Annotated in this window: 13 protein-coding genes and 1 tRNA gene; 11 read left to right on the plus strand and 3 right to left on the minus strand. The window is 69.2% G+C overall.

The window, feature by feature from the left end; all coding sequences use genetic code 11:
* The first annotated feature begins 22 nt into the window (after nucleotides 1-22).
* The 3 genes from VHD82_RS23940 (at nucleotide 23) to VHD82_RS23950 (ending at nucleotide 3,800) form a co-directional block, all read left to right on the plus strand.
* Nucleotides 23-2,317, plus strand: coding sequence for a sodium-translocating pyrophosphatase (locus VHD82_RS23940; RefSeq protein ID WP_325708062.1), 2,295 nt, complete (start codon nucleotides 23-25; stop codon nucleotides 2,315-2,317).
* Nucleotides 2,318-2,449: 132 nt separating this feature from the next.
* Nucleotides 2,450-3,046 carry a hypothetical protein gene (locus tag VHD82_RS23945; RefSeq protein ID WP_325708065.1) on the plus strand — a complete coding sequence of 199 codons (597 nt, stop codon included), beginning with the start codon at nucleotides 2,450-2,452 and terminating at the stop codon, nucleotides 3,044-3,046.
* 148 nt (nucleotides 3,047-3,194) lie between these two features.
* Nucleotides 3,195-3,800, plus strand: a complete 606-nt coding sequence (locus VHD82_RS23950) for a hypothetical protein (RefSeq protein WP_325708068.1) — start codon at nucleotides 3,195-3,197, stop codon at nucleotides 3,798-3,800.
* Here VHD82_RS23950 and VHD82_RS23955 read toward each other — a convergent pair.
* Nucleotides 3,772-4,611 (minus strand): trypsin-like peptidase domain-containing protein, encoded by an 840-nt coding sequence (locus VHD82_RS23955; protein WP_325708071.1) that lies wholly within the window; start codon nucleotides 4,609-4,611, stop codon nucleotides 3,772-3,774. The genes VHD82_RS23950 and VHD82_RS23955 overlap by 29 nt on opposite strands.
* A gap of 212 nt (nucleotides 4,612-4,823) precedes the next feature.
* Here VHD82_RS23955 and topA point away from each other — a divergent pair, with 212 nt between their 5' ends.
* From topA to VHD82_RS23975, 4 genes are all read left to right on the plus strand, one after another.
* Entirely contained in the window at nucleotides 4,824-7,637 is a 2,814-nt protein-coding gene (gene topA, locus VHD82_RS23960; protein WP_325708074.1) for a type I DNA topoisomerase, read from the plus strand.
* 117 nt (nucleotides 7,638-7,754) lie between these two features.
* Nucleotides 7,755-8,249, plus strand: coding sequence for a hypothetical protein (locus tag VHD82_RS23965; protein WP_325708077.1), 495 nt, complete (start codon nucleotides 7,755-7,757; stop codon nucleotides 8,247-8,249).
* Between the two features lie 106 nt (nucleotides 8,250-8,355).
* Nucleotides 8,356-10,443, plus strand: coding sequence for a bifunctional MFS transporter/dTMP kinase (locus tag VHD82_RS23970; protein ID WP_325708080.1), 2,088 nt, complete (start codon nucleotides 8,356-8,358; stop codon nucleotides 10,441-10,443).
* Nucleotides 10,444-11,631 (plus strand): DNA polymerase III subunit delta', encoded by a 1,188-nt coding sequence (locus VHD82_RS23975; RefSeq protein ID WP_325708083.1) that lies wholly within the window; start codon nucleotides 10,444-10,446, stop codon nucleotides 11,629-11,631.
* 33 nt (nucleotides 11,632-11,664) lie between these two features.
* Here the strand turns inward: VHD82_RS23975 and VHD82_RS23980 are convergent, their stop codons facing one another.
* Nucleotides 11,665-13,293, minus strand: a complete 1,629-nt coding sequence (locus VHD82_RS23980; protein ID WP_325708086.1) for a hypothetical protein — start codon at nucleotides 13,291-13,293, stop codon at nucleotides 11,665-11,667.
* Nucleotides 13,294-13,408: 115 nt separating this feature from the next.
* Between VHD82_RS23980 and VHD82_RS23985 the strand changes: the two genes are divergently transcribed.
* A tRNA-Thr gene (locus VHD82_RS23985) sits at nucleotides 13,409-13,482 on the plus strand.
* A 59-nt stretch (nucleotides 13,483-13,541) separates the two neighbouring features.
* On the opposite strand, the gene VHD82_RS23990 is transcribed toward VHD82_RS23985, so the two are convergent.
* Nucleotides 13,542-13,877, minus strand: coding sequence for a VOC family protein (locus VHD82_RS23990; protein WP_325708089.1), 336 nt, complete (start codon nucleotides 13,875-13,877; stop codon nucleotides 13,542-13,544).
* A 251-nt stretch (nucleotides 13,878-14,128) separates the two neighbouring features.
* Here VHD82_RS23990 and VHD82_RS23995 point away from each other — a divergent pair, with 251 nt between their 5' ends.
* The 3 genes from VHD82_RS23995 (at nucleotide 14,129) to VHD82_RS24005 (ending at nucleotide 16,776) form a co-directional block, all read left to right on the plus strand.
* Entirely contained in the window at nucleotides 14,129-15,598 is a 1,470-nt protein-coding gene (locus VHD82_RS23995; RefSeq protein ID WP_325708092.1) for a carboxylesterase/lipase family protein, read from the plus strand.
* 64 nt (nucleotides 15,599-15,662) lie between these two features.
* Nucleotides 15,663-16,244: a TetR/AcrR family transcriptional regulator gene (locus VHD82_RS24000; protein WP_325708095.1), complete on the plus strand. Its 582-nt coding sequence runs from the start codon at nucleotides 15,663-15,665 to the stop codon at nucleotides 16,242-16,244.
* Nucleotides 16,245-16,254: 10 nt separating this feature from the next.
* On the plus strand, nucleotides 16,255-16,776 hold the full coding sequence (locus VHD82_RS24005; RefSeq protein ID WP_325708098.1) for a gamma carbonic anhydrase family protein: 522 nt from the start codon (nucleotides 16,255-16,257) through the stop codon (nucleotides 16,774-16,776).
* The last annotated feature ends 3 nt before the right edge of the window (nucleotides 16,777-16,779 follow it).

Consider the following 16,779-nt stretch of genomic DNA (forward strand, 5'->3'; position numbering starts at 1 on the left):
CGCGACGTTTCCAGGAGGACGGATGTCCCGGCAATTCCTCGCGGAGGGCCTAGAGCTCTCCGGGGGTGACTACGGCGTAGTCGCCGTAGTCGCCGTGGTCGCCCTTGCCGCGCTCGTTATCGGCTATTTCCTGCTCAAGGAGGTGCTGGCCACCGGCCAGGGCACCGCGAAGATGCAGGACATTGCCAGGGCGGTGCAGGAAGGGGCGACCGCTTATCTCAACCGGCAGCGCAACACCCTCTCGATTTTCGGGGTGTTGGTGTTCCTGCTGCTATTCGCACTTCCAGCGGACGGGTGGGGCGAGCGTATCGGCCGCTCCGTGTTCTTCCTCTTCGGTGCGTTGTTCTCGTTCACCATCGGTTACCTGGGCATGTGGCTGGCCACTCGCGCGAACCTGCGCGTGGCCGCGGCGTCCCGGGAGGCGGGCGGCCGTGAGAAGGCCACCCGGATCGCGTTCCGCACCGGTGGCTCGGTCGGCATGTTCACCGTTGGCCTCGGCCTCTTCGGCGCCGCGGTCGTGGTGCTGGCGTACGCCGGGCAGGCGCCGAAGGTGCTGGAGGGCTTCGGTTTCGGTGCCGCGCTGATCGCCATGTTCATGCGTGTCGGCGGCGGTATCTTCACCAAGGCCGCCGACGTGGGCGCCGACCTGGTCGGCAAGGTCGAGCAGGGCATCCCCGAGGACGACCCGCGCAACGCGGCCACCATCGCCGACAACGTCGGTGACAACGTGGGTGACTGCGCCGGGATGGCGGCGGACCTGTTCGAGTCCTACGCGGTGACTCTGGTCGCCGCGCTGATCCTCGGCAGCACCGCCTTCGGTGCGAAGGGTCTGCTGTTCCCGCTGATCGTGCCTGCCATCGGGGTGATCACCGCGGTGATCGGTGTGTACATCACCAAGTCGCGGGAGAACGAGAGCGGGCTGGTCACCATCAACCGCTCCTTCTACATCTCCGCCGTCATCTCCGCGGTGCTGTGCACGATCGCCGCGTTCGTGTTCCTGCCCAGCTCGTTCTCCGGGTTCGGCCAGGACTTCGCGGCCACCGAGGGCAACCCGGCGGTCATCGCGACCGTCGCCGTGATCATCGGCATCGTGCTGGCCGGGGTCATCCTGAAGCTCACCGGCTACTACACCGGCACCGAGCACGGCCCGGTCAAGAACGTCGGCAAGACGTCGGAAACCGGTGCGGCCACGGTGATTCTGTCCGGTATCTCGGTGGGCTTCGAGTCCGCCGTGTACACCGCGCTGGTGATCGGCGCCGCGGTGTTCGGGGCCTACCTGCTCGGTGGCACGATCGCGCTGTTCGCGGTCGCGCTCGCCGGCACGGGCCTGCTGACCACCGTCGGTGTCATCGTCGCGATGGACACCTTCGGCCCGGTGTCGGACAACGCGCAGGGCATCGCCGAGATGTCCGGCGACGTGGACGAGGCCGCCGCGCAGACGCTGACCGAGCTGGACGCGGTCGGCAACACCACCAAGGCGATCACCAAGGGCATCGCGATCGCGACCGCCGTGCTCGCCGCGACGGCGCTGTTCGGGTCCTACCAGGACGCGATCACCAAGGCGCTGTCCGGCATCGGGGCCAGCGCGGAAGGCGTGAAGTCGTTCGTCGACACGATCGTCAGCCCGAACACGCTCGTCGGCGTCATGATCGGTTCCGCCGTCGTGTTCATGTTCTCCGGTCTCGCGGTCAACGCGGTGTCCCGTGCCGCGGGCGCGGTGGTGTACGAGGTGCGCCGCCAGTTCCGGGAGATCGCCGGGATCATGGAGGGCACCACGCGGCCCGAGTACGGCAAGGTCGTCGACATCGTCACCCGTGACTCGCTGCGTGAGCTGGCGACGCCGGGTCTGCTGGCGGTGTTCGCCCCGATCGCGGTCGGCTTCGGGCTCGGTACCGGCGCGCTCGCCGGCTACCTGGCCGGTGCGATCGCGACCGGCACGCTGATGGCGATCTTCCTGGCCAACTCCGGTGGTGCCTGGGACAACGCCAAGAAGCTGGTGGAAGACGGCAACCACGGTGGCAAGGGTTCCGAGGCCCACGCCGCGACTGTGATCGGTGACACGGTCGGTGACCCGTTCAAGGACACCGCCGGCCCGGCGATCAACCCGCTGATCAAGGTGATGAACCTGGTCTCGGTGCTGATCGCGCCCGCCGTCGTGCAGTTCTCGATCGGACCGGACGCTTCGTTCGGCATCCGGCTGGCGATCTCGCTGGTCTCGGTGGTCATCATCGTGGTGGCGATCGTCGTCTCCAAGAGGCGCGGCACGGCCATCGCGGACACTCCGGCCGACAGGCAGGAGCCTGCGAAAACAGCCTGACAACGAACTGGACGGGCCCGTCGCACAGCATGTGCGGCGGGCCCGTTTTCTCGTCTGGACCAGCCCACGATTTGCACAGTGCAACCGGGTCGGTACCGTCGAGACTGGTTCACATCTTCGGGAGGTGTTCACGTGCGGCCCGGGAAGATCCGGTTCCTGGCGGTACTCGCGGGTCTCTGCGCGATCCTGGCCGGTTGCGGGCAACCACCCGTCGACACGGCAGCCACACAGCCCGGCGGGCCGGGCCTGTCCAAGGACGACGTGGACCGGCAGGACGCCACCTCCAGGTGGGCCAACGACTACTGCATCGCGGTCGGTTCACTCGTGGACGGTCTGGCCACCATGCCCTCGATCGACCCGAGCACACCGCGCCGCACCGTGCAGACCTCCAGCGACCTGCTCGCGTCGATGATCGGCGGGCTGGACAAGACGGTCCAGCAACTGCGGACCCTGCCTGCGGCCCCGGTGCCGGAAGCCGCGACGGCCCGCGACAGTGCGGTCGCCCAGTTCGCCGGCATCCGGGCGCGCGCAGCCACCGCCAAACAGCACCTCGACGCCGCCGGTGCCGCGACCACGGTGGATCAGGACACCCTCGGCGAGGCGCAGGGGCCGTTGGCGGAGGTGTCCAAGGTGGATGTGCTGGCGGGCCTGAACTCCGTGCCCACGCTGGCGACGGCGGCCGCCCACGCGCCGGTGTGCCAGCAGCTGACGGCGCGCGAGACTTCTTAGCGGCGCGCTGCCGCGCGCCTCGCCTTGGCTGCGGAAAGCGAAGGCTTCGAACATCCGTTCAGCCGATATTTTCATTCCTTCTGTTGGTTCTTCGATGGAGTGGCCGATCCTTTGCGCAGAATCGAACTTGTGTTCTACGCTGTCCGCCGTGGATCAGCTCTCGTTCTTCTCGGCGGAGGCGAGTGGCCCGGAACTCGCCGACCTTGCCGGGGTGCTGTGCGGCCGGGGACGAATCGTCAGCTTCGGGCGCACGGCCGCCCGGCTGTCGGTCACCGTCGACGAGCCGTGGCGGGCGCGGGCGCTGGTCACCGAGTTCGGCCGCCGCGGGGTGCAGGCCGACGTTTCGCGTGGCGAAGAGGGCCTGCTCGTGCGCACGCCGTTCCGCATCGATCTGATCCGGCTGGCCAACGCGTGGCAGTGCGAGGAGCTGCCGCCGGGTTTCCGGCTGACCGGCAGCGCGTTGCGGTTGTGGGCGCTGGCCGACGGCATACCAGCCGACAACCACTATCTCCTCGCCGTGGACGAAGCAGCCCCGGCGCGGCACGAGCAGCTTGCCCAGGCGTGCACACAGCTCGGGGTGCCCGCCCAGCTGGTCGGCCCGCGCGCCGGTGGGCCGGCCGTGCGTGTGACGGGCCGTAGAAGGCTTGCGGCGCTTGAAGAACTGCTCGGTGCACCGCCACCGGCGGCGGCCGCGATCTGGCCGCGTACCGCCCCGGTGAAACGGCTCAGGCCGGAAGCGGGATCGGCAGCGTGAGGCCCTGGGGTTTGGGCAGCAGGCAGCCCGATCGGTTCAGCTCGAGCCGGTTGCCCCGGCCGATGCAGGCGGTGAGGCCGTAGGTCTGCTGTCCGTAGGTGCGGCCCTGGGCGAAGCTGACCGCGCCCTGCTCGTCCACCTCGCACGGGTTGTCGAGGGTGCAGGAATACCCGCTGTCGTTGCCGGTGTTGTTGATGCCGACGACCTGGCCCGTGCCGCGGTCGACGATCGGCGAGCCGGAGGTGCCGTGGATGGTGTCGCATCCCGGCGAGTACCGGATCGAGGCGTGCCAGGTCCAGTCGCCTTCCCGCAGCGAGTAGACGACCCGTCCGATGTCGCAGCTCCAGGTGCGCGTGAAGTACCCGGAGACGACGTCGACCGGGGTGCCGACGTCGGCGGGTGCGGCGGCCAGCGTGCGTGGTTTGCCACCGGTTTCGCGGGCGATCTGCCGGTAGCTGGAGTCCAGCCGGTAGACGAGCACGTCGGTGTCGGTCATGGTGGCGTACAGGATTTCGGTGGCGCGGAGCGTGCCGATGTGCGCACCATTGGCGCCCAGCAGCTCCATCGTGCGCCGGCTCGGCTGCCCGGTGATCACTTCGCCGGGTTCGAGCATGCCGTTCTCGTCGCAGTGACCGTTGGTCATCGCGAGTGCGGGGTCGGTGTCGCGGGAACCGGGTAGCCGGACGAGGGAGCCGGAGCAGTCGTCCAGCGCGACGATGCCCGTGTAATCAGTGGCCGGGGTGGCCGCGGCGGGAGTTGCTCCGATACCGAGGAGCGCGATGGGCAGGAGGAGAAGGAGGCGGCGCAACATGACGCCGGAGCGTAGCCGAACGGCTACGCCGCAGCCCCGCCCGGCACGTGGCGCCCGTCACGTGCTAGGTGTGGAAAGGAAACGCCGCACCGGTCGGCGCCGATGCGCTTCACACGACGTGGACGGCGTGTTGCGTCACCTGAGCGGACATAACCGGCCACCAGCGTGCACACTGGCTGGTTGAACAAGCGTCGTCGGCCGGACGACGAGGAATGAGCAGGAGAGCGGACAGCGTGGCAGCACGGACGAATAAGACGGACGCCGGGGCGAACGGTGCCGGCCGTCGGCGGCTCGTGATCGTCGAGTCGCCCACCAAGGCCCGCAAGATCGCTCCGTATCTCGGCGGCGGTTACGTCGTCGAGTCGTCGGTGGGGCACATCCGTGACCTGCCGCGCGGTGCCGCGGACGTGCCGGCCAAGTACAAGGGTGAGGCCTGGGCTCGGCTCGGCGTGAACGTCGACCAGGACTTCGAGCCGCTGTACGTGGTGAGCCCGGACAAGAAGGCCAAGGTCACCGAACTCAAGAGCCTGCTCAAGGACGCCGACGAGCTCTTCCTCGCCACCGACCCCGACCGCGAGGGCGAGGCCATCGCCTGGCACCTGCTGGAAACCCTCAAGCCCAAGGTGCCGGTGCGCCGAATGGTGTTCCACGAGGTCACCGAGCAGGCCATTCGGGCCGCCGCGGCCGACACCCGTGAGCTCGACGCCGACCTCGTCGACGCCCAGGAAACCCGCCGTATCCTCGACCGGCTCTACGGTTACGAGGTCTCGCCGGTGCTGTGGAAGAAGGTCATGCCGAAGCTCTCGGCGGGCCGGGTCCAGTCGGTCGCGACCAGGATCATCGTGCAGCGCGAGCGCGAGCGGATGCAGTTCAAGTCCGCCTCGTACTGGGACATCGCCGCGACCATGGACGCCGGCGCCGACGCCACCCCGCGTGCCTTCCCGGCGCGGCTGATCGCGGTCGAAGGCGCACGCCTGGCGACGGGCCGTGACTTCGGTGCGGACGGGGAGCTCAAGGCGTCCGCGAAGGACGTCAGGGTGCTCGCCGAGGCGGACGCGAACCGGCTGGCCGAAGCCCTGCGCAACCAGGACTTCAAGGTCACCAGCGTCGAAGAGAAGCCGTACACGCGGCGCCCGTACGCCCCGTTCATGACCTCCACGCTGCAGCAGGAGGCCGGCCGCAAGCTGGGGCTCTCTTCGGAGGCCACGATGCGGACCGCGCAGCGGCTGTACGAAAACGGTTACATCACCTATATGCGTACCGACTCCACGACCCTGTCGGAGACGGCGCTGACCGCGGCCCGCAACCAGGCCACCGATCTGTACGGCTCGGAGTACGTCTCGCCGAGCCCGCGGCAGTACACCCGCAAGGTGAAGAACTCGCAGGAAGCGCACGAGGCGATCCGCCCGGCCGGCGAGGTGTTCCGCACCCCCGGCCAGGTGGCGGGCGAGCTGCGGAACGAGGAGTTCCGGCTCTACGAGATGATCTGGCAGCGCACGATCGCTTCGCAGATGGCCGACGCCAAGGGCACCACGATGTCGGTGCGCATCGTCGGCAAGGCGACCACCGGCGAGGAGTGCACGTTCTCCGCTTCGGGCCGCACGATCACCTTCGCGGGCTTCCTCAAGGCCTACGTGGAGGCGGTCGACAGCGAGAGCGGCGGCGAGGCCGACGACAAGCAGAGCAGGCTGCCGCGGCTGGTCAAGGACCAGGAGCTGACGGCGACCGCGCTGTCCCCGGACGGCCACAACACCAACCCGCCGCCCCGCTACAACGAACCCAGCCTGGTCAGCAAGCTGGAGGAGCTGGGCATCGGCAGGCCCTCGACGTACGCCTCGATCATCAAGACGATCCAGGACCGCGGCTACGTGTGGAAGAAGGGCTCCGCGCTCGTCCCGTCGTGGGTCGCGTTCGCCGTGGTCGCCTTGCTGGAGCGCCACTTCGAGCGGCTGGTGGACTACGACTTCACCGCCGCGATGGAGGACGAGCTGGACCGGATCGCCTCCGGTGACGAGCAGCGCACCACCTGGCTGTCGCGCTTCTACTTCGGCGGCGACCAGGGCGTGGACGGGTCGATCGGGCGTATCGGCGGGCTCAAGAAGCTGGTCGGCACTGGTGTCGAGGACATCGACGCCCGAGAGATCAACTCGATCCCGATGTTCACCGACGCCGAGGGCCGCACCGTGTACGTGCGCGTCGGCCGCTACGGTCCGTACCTCGAACGCGAGGTGGACGGCAAGTCGCAGCGCGCGAACCTGCCGGACGACCTGCCGCCGGACGAGCTGACCGCGGAGATCGCCGAGGAGCGGTTCGCGACGCCGCAGGAGGGCAGGCCGCTGGGCACCGATCCGGTGAGCGGGCACGAGATCGTGGCCAAGGAAGGCCGTTTCGGGCCGTACGTCACCGAGGTGCTGCCCGAGCCCGAGGAGCCCGCGGACGGGAAGAAGACCAGCAAGGCCGCGAAACTCAAGCCGCGCACGGGTTCGCTGTTCAAGTCGATGTCGATCGAGTCGGTCACCCTGGACGACGCGCTGAAGCTGCTCTCGCTGCCGCGGGTCGTGGGCAAGGATCCGGAGTCCGGCGAGGAGATCACGGCGCAGAACGGCCGCTACGGCCCCTACCTGAAGAAGGGCACGGACTCGCGTTCGCTGGAGACCGAGAGCCAGATCTTCGACATCACGCTGGACGAGGCGTTGAAGATCTACTCGCAGCCCAAGCAGCGGGGCCGCCGTGGTGCGGCGAAGCCGCCGCTCAAGGAGCTCGGCGACGATCCGGTGTCGGGTAAGCCGATGGTGGTCAAGGACGGCCGGTTCGGGCCGTACGTCACCGACGGGGAGTACAACGCGACCCTGCGCAAGACCGACAGTATCGAGGAGCTGACCGCGGACAGGGCGGCCGAGCTGCTGGCGGACAAGCGCGCGAAAGGCCCGGCCCCCAAGAAGAAGGCCCCGGCCAAGAAGCCCGCCGCCGCGAAGGCGCCCGCGAAGAAGGCGCCGGCCAAGAGGACGACGGCCGCGAAGAAGTAACTCTCGCGGACGGTAACCGGGCCCTTACCCGGATGGGCCAGTCGGATCGGCCGGTCGACCACTACCCTGGTAGCGAAGCCTGCCTGGAGTGGAGGCCGGTCGAGCACGAGGAGTGGTATGAGTCCGTCCAAGGGCGATGGCGACTATCACGATGGCACGCATGCCGGGGCGTTCGGTGACGCGTTGTCCGGTCCGGTCGGCGAAGACGACTCGGACGACTTCCAGCTGACCAGAGTCGCGTCCCCGGTGCGGCCGGAGTCCTCCGGAATCGACTTCTCGGCCCGGCCGACCACCGGCGGGTTCGGCGAGATCCTCGACGTCGACGCACCGAAGCCGGACGTCACGCCGCCCGGCGTGCCCACGCAGCCGATCCCGCCGGCGCCGCCGCTGGGCATCCTGCCCCGGCAGCGCAGCCGCGCTGGGCTGCGGTCGATGAAGCGCCCGGCGTTGAAGATGCCGAGGTTCACCGGCAACGGCGGGCTGCGACCGAGCCGGCCCTCGAGCGGATCCACCGGCGTGATCATCGCGGTGCTCATGATGATCGTCTTCGCGTTCGTCGCCATCGAATTCCTGTCGAGCCTGATCAGCAGCATCTCGGGGCTGTTCAACTAACCCAAACGAGTCGCTCTCAGCAGTCCGGAGCTACCCTGACGACACCGGTCCGGGGACCCGAAGGCAGAAGCCCTGACGGATGGCCGGTGGCATGGCGATTAGCGGGGTGGGTCGAATCAGCGAGGGCGTGCAGACGAAACCCGACGCGGAGGCGCAGGCCGCCCGCGACGGGTCAACGATCTTCCGTGCCCGCAGGGTGCTGGCGATCCGGCCGTTCCGGCGCCTGTGGGGTGTCACTTATCTGTGTAGCGTCGCCGACTGGCTGACCCTGCTGGGCGTCACCAGTCTGGCCACGAAGCTGACCACCAACTACACGGCACAGAACTTCGCGTTCACCGGCGTGCTGCTCTCGGCGTTGCTGCCCGGCCTGATCTTCGCCCCGCTGGGCGGTCTGCTCGCCGACCGGTTCGACCGGCGCAAGGTCATGTTCGTGGCGGATCTGATGCGCTGCGGGTTCATCATGTCGATCGCGTTCATCGGCGGCGCCTGGTGGCTCTACGTAGCGAACTTCCTGGCCAGCGCCAGCGCGATGATGTGGATCCCGTCGAAGGACGCCGCGGTGCCGAACCTGCTGCGCAGGCCGGACCAGGTGGAGACGGCGAACCAGCTCGGCATGGTGATGACCTACGGCGTGGCGGTGCTCTCCGCCGGCGCGGTGTACTCCGTGTTCACCGGCATCAGCACCACCCTGCACCTGCCGCCGAACCTCTTCGGCGAGCTCGGGTTCGCCAAGGTCATCGTGGTGCTGATCGGCCTGCTGTACCTGACCAGCGCGATCCTGATCATCACCCGGATCCCGGAGCTGTCGCGGCGGGTCCACTCGGCCGAGGCCGCCGCCACCGAGGCGAAGAAGAAGGAAGAAGAGACCGAGGAGCCGAAGCCGGGCTTCGGGACGCTGGTCCGTGACGGCGCGAAGTTCGTGCGCAGCACCCCGCTCGTCCGCGGGCTGCTGATCGGTGCGGCCGGAGCGTTCGCCGCCGGTGGTGCCGTGGTCGGTTCGGCCAAGCCGTACTCCTCGAGCCTGCTGGCCGGCGATTCGGCGTGGGGCCTGCTGCTGGTGGCGGTGTTCGTCGGCCTGGCCACGGGCATGGCCGGCGCGCCGAAGCTGTCCCGGCGGCTCCCGCACGACAGGCTGTTCGGCATTTCCATCGTGCTGGCCGGGCTCGCGCTCATCCTGGTCGCGGTGTCCCCCCATCTCGCGGTTTCGCTGGTGGCCGTCGCGATCGTCGGTGCCTGCGCCGGCGCTGCCTTCCTCACCGGTGTGACGATCATCGGCTCGCAGGTGGACGACTCGATCCGCGGCCGGATCAACGCGATCTACCAGTCGATGATGAAGATCATCGTGTTCGGTTCGACCGCGGTGGTGCCGCTGCTGATCGGTCTCACCAAGCCCCGCACGGTCACCGTGTGGGGCAGTCCGATCATCATCGACGGCACCCGCCCGGTGATGCTCGGTGGCGGCATCCTGGCCGCGATCGTCGGCGTCATCGCCTACCGCCAGATGGACTCGCGGCACCCCGAAACGATCCTGGCCGACCTGCGCAACGTCATCCGCCGCCGGCCTCGCCGGGCGAACGGCCTGCTGATCGCGCTCGAGGGGACGACCGCCGCGGACACCGCGAACCAGGCGGCTCGGCTCTCGGACTGGCTGCGCGAGGTGGGTTCCCGGCCTGTCGTGCTGGCTGCCGACCCGGCGCTGGACGACAAGCGGCTGGCCAAGCTGGTCAGCGGCGCTTCGCTGTCCGGGGCGCGGGCGCAGGCGCTCGCTGCCGCCGCGGTGCGCGCCGACATCGTGGAGCGTGACGTGCAACCGGCGTTGGACCTGGGCTCGATCGTGGTGATGGAGCGCTTCGTTGACTCGCCGTTGGCGCATCTGTCCGCGGTCGCCGGGCTCGACGCGAAGGAGCTGGAAGGGCTGGCGGACTGGGCCACCGGGCGGTTGCGGCCCGATGTCACGGTGCTGCTCGACTCCGACCCCGGCGGCGCGCCTCCCGGCCCGATTTCGATCGAGGACCAGTGGCGCGTGCAGAGCCTGCTCAGCGAGATGGCCGCGGCCGACCCGGATCACTACGTGGTGGTGGACGGCGACGGCACCGAGGACGAGGTCGCCGAACGGGTGCAGACAGCTGTGCGTGCCGTGTTGGTGGGGCGCCGATCCGGACTGGCGCCGATCGAAGAGGTCGTGGAGGCCTGAGTGAGCGTCTGGGCTGAGCTCGTCGGCCAGGAACCGGCCGTCGAAGTGCTCTCGGCCGCGAGTGCCGCCGCAGTGAAAATCGTTGCCGGAGAACGGGTTCCGGCCGGGGCCATGACGCACGCCTGGCTGATCACCGGGCCGCCCGGCTCGGGACGGTCGGTGGCGGCGAGGACGTTCGCGGCGGCGCTGCAGTGCGCGGCCGGGACTGCCTGCGGGGAATGCACCGGCTGCCGCACGGCAATGCACGGCACGCACGCCGACGTGAAACTGGTGGTCCCGGAAGGATTGTCCATTTCGGTCGCCGAGATGCGCGCGCTGGTGCAGGCCGCCGCGCGGCGCCCGACCACCGGGCACTGGCGCGTGGTGATCATCGAGGACGCGGACAGGCTGACCGAGGGCGCGTCGAACGCGCTGCTCAAGGCGGTCGAGGAGCCGCCGGACCGCACGGTGTTCCTGCTGTGCGCGCCCTCGGATCACCCGGAGGACGTGTCGGTGACCATCCGGTCGCGGTGCCGTCTGGTGAACCTGCGGACGCCCCCGCCCGAGGCGATCGCCCGCGTACTCGTCGAGCGTGACGGCGTGGATCCGGAGCTGGCGCAGTGGTCGGCGTCGGTATGCGGTGGGCATGTCGGCCGCGCCCGTCGTCTTGCCACGGACGAACACTCACGCAAGCGTCGCGAGACCGTGCTGCGGATCCCGCTCGGGCTGCGGCGTCCCGCCGACGTGTTCGCGTGCGCCGACGAGCTGATCGCGGCAGCGGAGGGCGACGCGGGTGAGGAAAGCAAAGCGCGGGACGAGAGCGAGAAGGCGGAGCTGCGCAACGCGATGGGCGGCGACGCGACCGGTAAGGGTGTCGCCGGTGCGAAGCGTGCCGCCGAGGCCGCGGTGAAAGCGTTGGAGAAGAAGCAGAAGTCGCGTGCCACGCGGACGCAGCGGGACACTTTGGACCTCGCGCTGGTGGACCTGGCCGCGTTCTACCGCGATGTGCTCGTCGTCGGGAGCGGCGCGAAGACCATGCTGAACCACCCGGACCACGCTTCGGACGTTCGCGAGGCGGCCCGGCACTGGACGGCGGAATCCACCCTGCGCCGCCTCGAAGCCGTACTCGCCTGCCGCGAGGCGATCCAGTGGAACGTCAAGCCCCGGATCGCCGTCGAGGCCATGGTCACGGTGCTGCGCCACGGCTGAGCCGGGGTGCTCCGCGGAGCACCCCGGCGACCGTCACCTCTCGCGTGGGAACGGCGAAGGCTTGACCGCGGCGGCCTTGCGGCGGCGGTTCGGCATTCCTGCCACCAGCACCACACCGAGCAACAGCATCCCGGTGCCGGTCCAGAACAGCGGAACCGCGGAGTACGCGCCGGCCGTATACGCCAGCTTCGCCGGGACGCCTGGCGCGGGGTTGCCCACCGGCGTGGCCGTGCCGCACACGACGCCGCCCGTCGGGGCGTACGCCCGGCCGATCTGCTCACCCAGCGACAGCTGTGCGAGCGACGAAGGCAGCGAGTCGGCCGAACCGGCGGGCAGCAGCGCCTTCAAGCCCGCCGTCGGCAGTACCTGCAGGTCCAGCAGCCGGGCCGAGGCGCCGAGCTGGTAGCCGTCGAACGGTGTGGTCAGCTGCTGCGAGTTCTGGTTCAGCTCACCGATGCCCAACCGCAGCACGCCGAGGTCCAGCACGTTGCCCGTGGTGCTGTTCACCTGCTGCACGCCCTTGTCCGCGGTGGCGACCAGGCCGCCGACCACGGGCAGGTTCTCGACCGGGCCGAACAGGTTCGACAGGCCGGACAGCGGGAGCCCGATCGGGATGTCCTTGGTCGGGTGCGCGGCGTCGAGCGTGTAGAGCACCTGGCCCTGCCGCTCGATGGTGATGACCGGCGCGGAGTACTCGACCTTCGACGTGGCCTTGTCGCCGGTCGAGGTCACCTTGAGCGTCGGCTGGCTGGCGACCTTCAGTGTCAGCTCCAGCGGGGTGCCCTTGAGGATCTCGATGTCGGCGGCCTGCAGGGTGGACACCGACTGCACGGCCTTGTTCTTCGAGTTCGGCATGTCCACGAGCTGCATGACCGAGTGGGACGAGAGCGTGTTGTTCAGGCTCAGCAGCGCGTTCGTGCCGTCGGAGGTGGTCTGCCCGCCGCCGCTGAGCAGCCCGCCGAGTGATTGCAGCCCCTTCGTCGCGTCAAAGCCCTGCGCGAGCGACGGCAGGTTGCTCAGGCTGCTGATCGGCAGGTTCGGCAGCGAGGGAATGACGTTCAGCAGTGAGAGGCTGGCCAACGACGTGCTCGCGTCGGAGATCGTGCCGACGCACGGGCCCAGCGTGTCACTCCAGCGCGCGTGCACGTTTCCGTTCAGCAGACCCACGTTGAGCAGTGGGTTCTGCGGGGCGGTGAGCCCGCCGGAGAGCCCGTTCGCGTTGTCCGGCGGCGCGGTCTGCACGAGGCTGCCTGGTGCCTGCGGCGAGTTCCCGCCGACGGCGAGCCCGAGCGGCGAGGACTGCGCGATCGACTTCTCGTAGCTGAGGTAGGCCTCGGAGTTCGCCTGTGCGCTGGACAAGCCCATGCCGGCTTCGAGCGCCGACTGCTTGGGCAGGTTCTCGCCGTACCCGGGCAGGATCGTGCTCGTGGTGACCGCGTTGGGCAGCAGGCGCAGCACGCCGAGCGCCGCTGCGGCGTCGCCGACCGCGTGCCCGAGCGGCTGCGGGCCGATCGGCGCCGAGATCGGCGCTTCGCCCGGACTACCCGGCTGGGGAGTCGGCGTCGTGGGGATGGTGCTGTCCGCCAGGGCCGGTGTCGCCGACAGCACGAGGAAGGCGGCGGTCACCGGCAAAGCGAGCACACGGGTCAGGCGTTGACGCATGCGTGAAGTCCTCCACCAACGAGCAGGGCCGGGCCGCTGTGACCGGCGTCAAAGAGACTAACGAGGACGGGGGTCGGGGGTGACGTGGGCCATGCCGCTACACTTGTCCGTGTTCGCCGCCTTAGCTCAGTCGGCCAGAGCGGCTCACTCGTAATGAGCAGGTCAGGGGTTCGATTCCCCTAGGCGGCTCGGGCGAACATCAGGGCCTTTCCGGGTTTTCCGGGAAGGCCCTGACTGTGTTTCGCGGGTCAGTTACCCGGCTCGTAGAGGCTGAACGGCCCGCCCTGGTCGTCGCGGCAGTGCGCGATCCGGCCGACGCCGGGCACGGACTGCACGTCCTCGCTGGCGCCGCCGAGCTCGTGGATGCGCTTGACCGAGGCGTCGATGTTCTCGGTGGCGAAGTAGACCCGGGGATGGGTGAACCCCTCCGCCCGGGGCGCGATCGCCCCCGCCGGGCCGTTTTCGAGCACGTGGTAGTCGTCGCCGAATTCGCTGGTGCCCCAGCCGAACAGTCCGCCGTAGAACGCGCGGGCCTTGGCGGTGTTCGCGGCGGGCAGCTCGAGCCAGTTGATCTCTCCAGGCATCGTCCGGTTCCTTTCGGTGAGTAGGTGGACGCAGCAGAGGACGAACGGCGGCCGTCGTTCTCGACAGGCGCCGCTCATCACGGATAAACGCCTGCTGTAGCTCCCGGTAGAGCGCGGCGAGGACGTGGTGCCAAGGCCACTGGACACGTTCCGATCACCGCCGAGTCCGACTTCCGCAACAGCGGCAGCATCGCGTTGATGACGGCGACCGGGCCGAAAACGGTCCGCCCCAACCGGCTATCTTTGCGCCGATGGGGAAACGACGGTTGGCCGCGGCACTCTGCGCGTTGCTGCTGGTGACTGCCTGCGAGGCGGGCGCCGCGGCATCGCAGACGGAGGACGTCGTGCGCACCGCCGACGGGCTCGTCCGCGGCACAGTGGCGGGCAGCCACAAGACGTTCTCCGGGATCCCGTACGCCGCGCCGCCGGTCGGTGACCTGCGCTGGCGCGCGCCGCAGCCCGTCCAGCCGTGGCAAGGAGTCTTCGACGCCTCCCACCCGGCCGCCGCGTGCGTCCAGCCCGGGAAACCCACCAGCAGTGAGGACTGCCTGTACCTCAACGTCACGGTCCCCGAGAACGTCACCGGGCACCTGCCCGTGATGGTGTGGGTGCCCGGCGGCGGGTTCATCGAGGGCGCGGGCAGCGACTACGACCCCTCGGCGATGGCGACGCAGGGCAACGTCATCGTGGTGACATTGAACTACCGCCTCGGCGCGCTGGGCTTCCTGCTCACGGGCGACGACCCGGCGGCGGGCAACTTCGGGCTCGCCGATCAGCAGGCCGCGTTGCGCTGGGTCCGGGACAACATCGGCGCGTTCGGCGGGGACGCCGGCAACGTGACCCTGTTCGGCCAGTCCGCCGGTGCATACAGCGTGTGTGCGCAGCTCACTTCACCTGCGGCGAAAGGGCTGTTCACCAAGGCGATCATCCAAAGTGGACCGTGCGGCAACTCGTTCATGTCCGTCACGGACGCACGCGCACGCGCCGGGAAGGTCACCGCGGAACTGGGCTGCACCGACCTCGCCTGCCTGCGCGCCAAGCCGGTAAGCGCTTTCACCGGCCTCGACGATGAGCAGGTGTACAGCCCCACCGGCCGGTTGCAGGACATGCCGTGGGGCCCGGTCGCGCAGACCGCCGTGGTGCCGGAACAGCCGATCGCCGCGCTCGCCAATGGTGCGGCGAAAGGGATTCCGCTCATCCAGGGCACCACGCACGACGAGCTGCGCCCGTTCGTCGCCGCCGGGTACCCGAACACGGTGACCGCTGACCAGTACGTCTCGCTCGTCCGCCAGGTCTTCGGCGACCGTGCCGACGCGGTGCTCGCCGAGTATCCCGTCGACCACTACTCGAGCCCGGGCGTCGCTCTGTCCACAGTGCTCGGTGACTGGGGGCAGAAGCTCGGTGCCTGTTCGGTGCTGCCCGCCGACGACGCGGCCGCGCGCAGTACTTCCGTCTATGCCTACGAGTTCGCGCAGGACGATCACAAGAGCCTCGCGGGTCTCCCGCTCGGCGCCGCGCATTCCGCGGAACTGTCCTATTTGTTCAGTGCCGACGGCGGCACGCTCGGCAGGGCGATGATCGGCTACTGGACTTCCTTCGCGAAGACCGGCAACCCCGGCTGGCCCGCGTATCAGGCAGGCGGCCCGGTCCTGTCGCTCTCGACGGACAAGATCGCCGAGGTCGATTTCGCCAAGGACCACCACTGCGGCTTCTGGCGGTAGCGCTGCAGGACGTGCGTCCTGAAAGGTAGGCTGACTGTCCGAACCAGTTGTGGAAGGACCAGCCTTGGCCGTCACGCCGCCGAGTCACCGCGATCGGCTCTCGCCGAACCAGCTCGCCAAACAGGAGCAGATCGTCGAGGCCGCGCGCGCGGTGCTGGCAAAGGAAGGACTCGCCGGCTGCACGGCCCGCGCCATCGCCGACGCCAGCCCGCTCACCAAAAGCGCGATCCACTACTACTTCGCCGACCTCGACCTGTTGATCGACCGTGCGATGGCCGGGCACGTCAACGCCTTCCTCGACCACCTTCGCGCGGTCGGCGAACAGTACGAGGATCACGCGGAGCGCCTGTGGGCCGTGCTGGAGGCGTACCTGGACGTCTTCGCGAGCAATCCGAACGCGGCCTTCGTCTGGTTCGAGTACTGGGTCGCCGTCGGCCGAGCCGACCACGTGCAGGCGGCGGAAGCGATGCTGCGCTCGGTCACCGAGCTGCTCACCGACCTGCTGGCCGACCTGGGGATCGACGATCCTCGCGCCAGGGCGCGGGCGTTGCAGTCCTATCTTTTGGGCGCGATCGTCCAGCAGCGCGTCCGGCGCCGTCCGTTCGCGACCCTGCGCGAGGAAATCGAGCTGCTGTGCCTGGCTTAGGGTGCGAGGTATGCCTCTGTTTTCGTTCGAGGGCGTCAGCCCGACCGTGCACCCCGAAGCCTGGATCGCGCCAACCGCGACACTGATCGGCGACGTCGTCGTCGAGAAGGGCGCCTCCGTCTGGTACGGCGCCGTGATCCGCGCGGACTTCGGCCGGATCGTCATCGGGGAAGGCGCCAACATCCAGGACAACTCGGTGATCCACTCCGGCAGCGAGCCCACCGAGATCGGCCGCAACGTCACCGTCGGGCACATGTGCCTGGTGCACGACTGCACGGTCGGTGAGCAGGCGCTCATCGGCAACGGCTCCACGGTGCTGGACCGGTCCACGATCGGTGAGCGCGCGCTGGTCGCCGCGGGGTCGACGGTCACCCCGAACACCGAGGTGCCCGCCGAGCACATCGCGATGGGCAGCCCGGCGAAGAAGTTCGTTCCGCTGTCCGACTCCGCCCGTGTCTGGGTGGACCACAACGCCGCCGCCTACCAGGAGCTCGCGCGGCGGCACGCTCAAGGCTCGAAGTCGGTCGACTAGACT

Source organism: Amycolatopsis sp., from assembly GCF_035546795.1.
In the GTDB taxonomy this organism is placed as follows: Bacteria; Actinomycetota; Actinomycetes; order Mycobacteriales; family Pseudonocardiaceae; genus Amycolatopsis_E.

What these genes read in the sequence shown, in the direction of transcription:
- VHD82_RS23940 (WP_325708062.1), top strand. Translation starts at nt 23, where the DNA reads ATGTCCCGGCAATTCCTCGCGGAGGGCCTAGAGCTCTCCGGGGGTGAC.
- VHD82_RS23955 (WP_325708071.1), bottom strand. Translation starts at nt 4,611, where the DNA reads ATGTTGCGCCGCCTCCTTCTCCTCCTGCCCATCGCGCTCCTCGGTATC.
- topA (WP_325708074.1), top strand. Translation starts at nt 4,824, where the DNA reads ATGAGCAGGAGAGCGGACAGCGTGGCAGCACGGACGAATAAGACGGAC.
- VHD82_RS23965 (WP_325708077.1), top strand. Translation starts at nt 7,755, where the DNA reads ATGAGTCCGTCCAAGGGCGATGGCGACTATCACGATGGCACGCATGCC.
- VHD82_RS23980 (WP_325708086.1), bottom strand. Translation starts at nt 13,293, where the DNA reads ATGCGTCAACGCCTGACCCGTGTGCTCGCTTTGCCGGTGACCGCCGCC.
- VHD82_RS23990 (WP_325708089.1), bottom strand. Translation starts at nt 13,877, where the DNA reads ATGCCTGGAGAGATCAACTGGCTCGAGCTGCCCGCCGCGAACACCGCC.
- VHD82_RS23995 (WP_325708092.1), top strand. Translation starts at nt 14,129, where the DNA reads ATGGGGAAACGACGGTTGGCCGCGGCACTCTGCGCGTTGCTGCTGGTG.
- VHD82_RS24005 (WP_325708098.1), top strand. Translation starts at nt 16,255, where the DNA reads ATGCCTCTGTTTTCGTTCGAGGGCGTCAGCCCGACCGTGCACCCCGAA.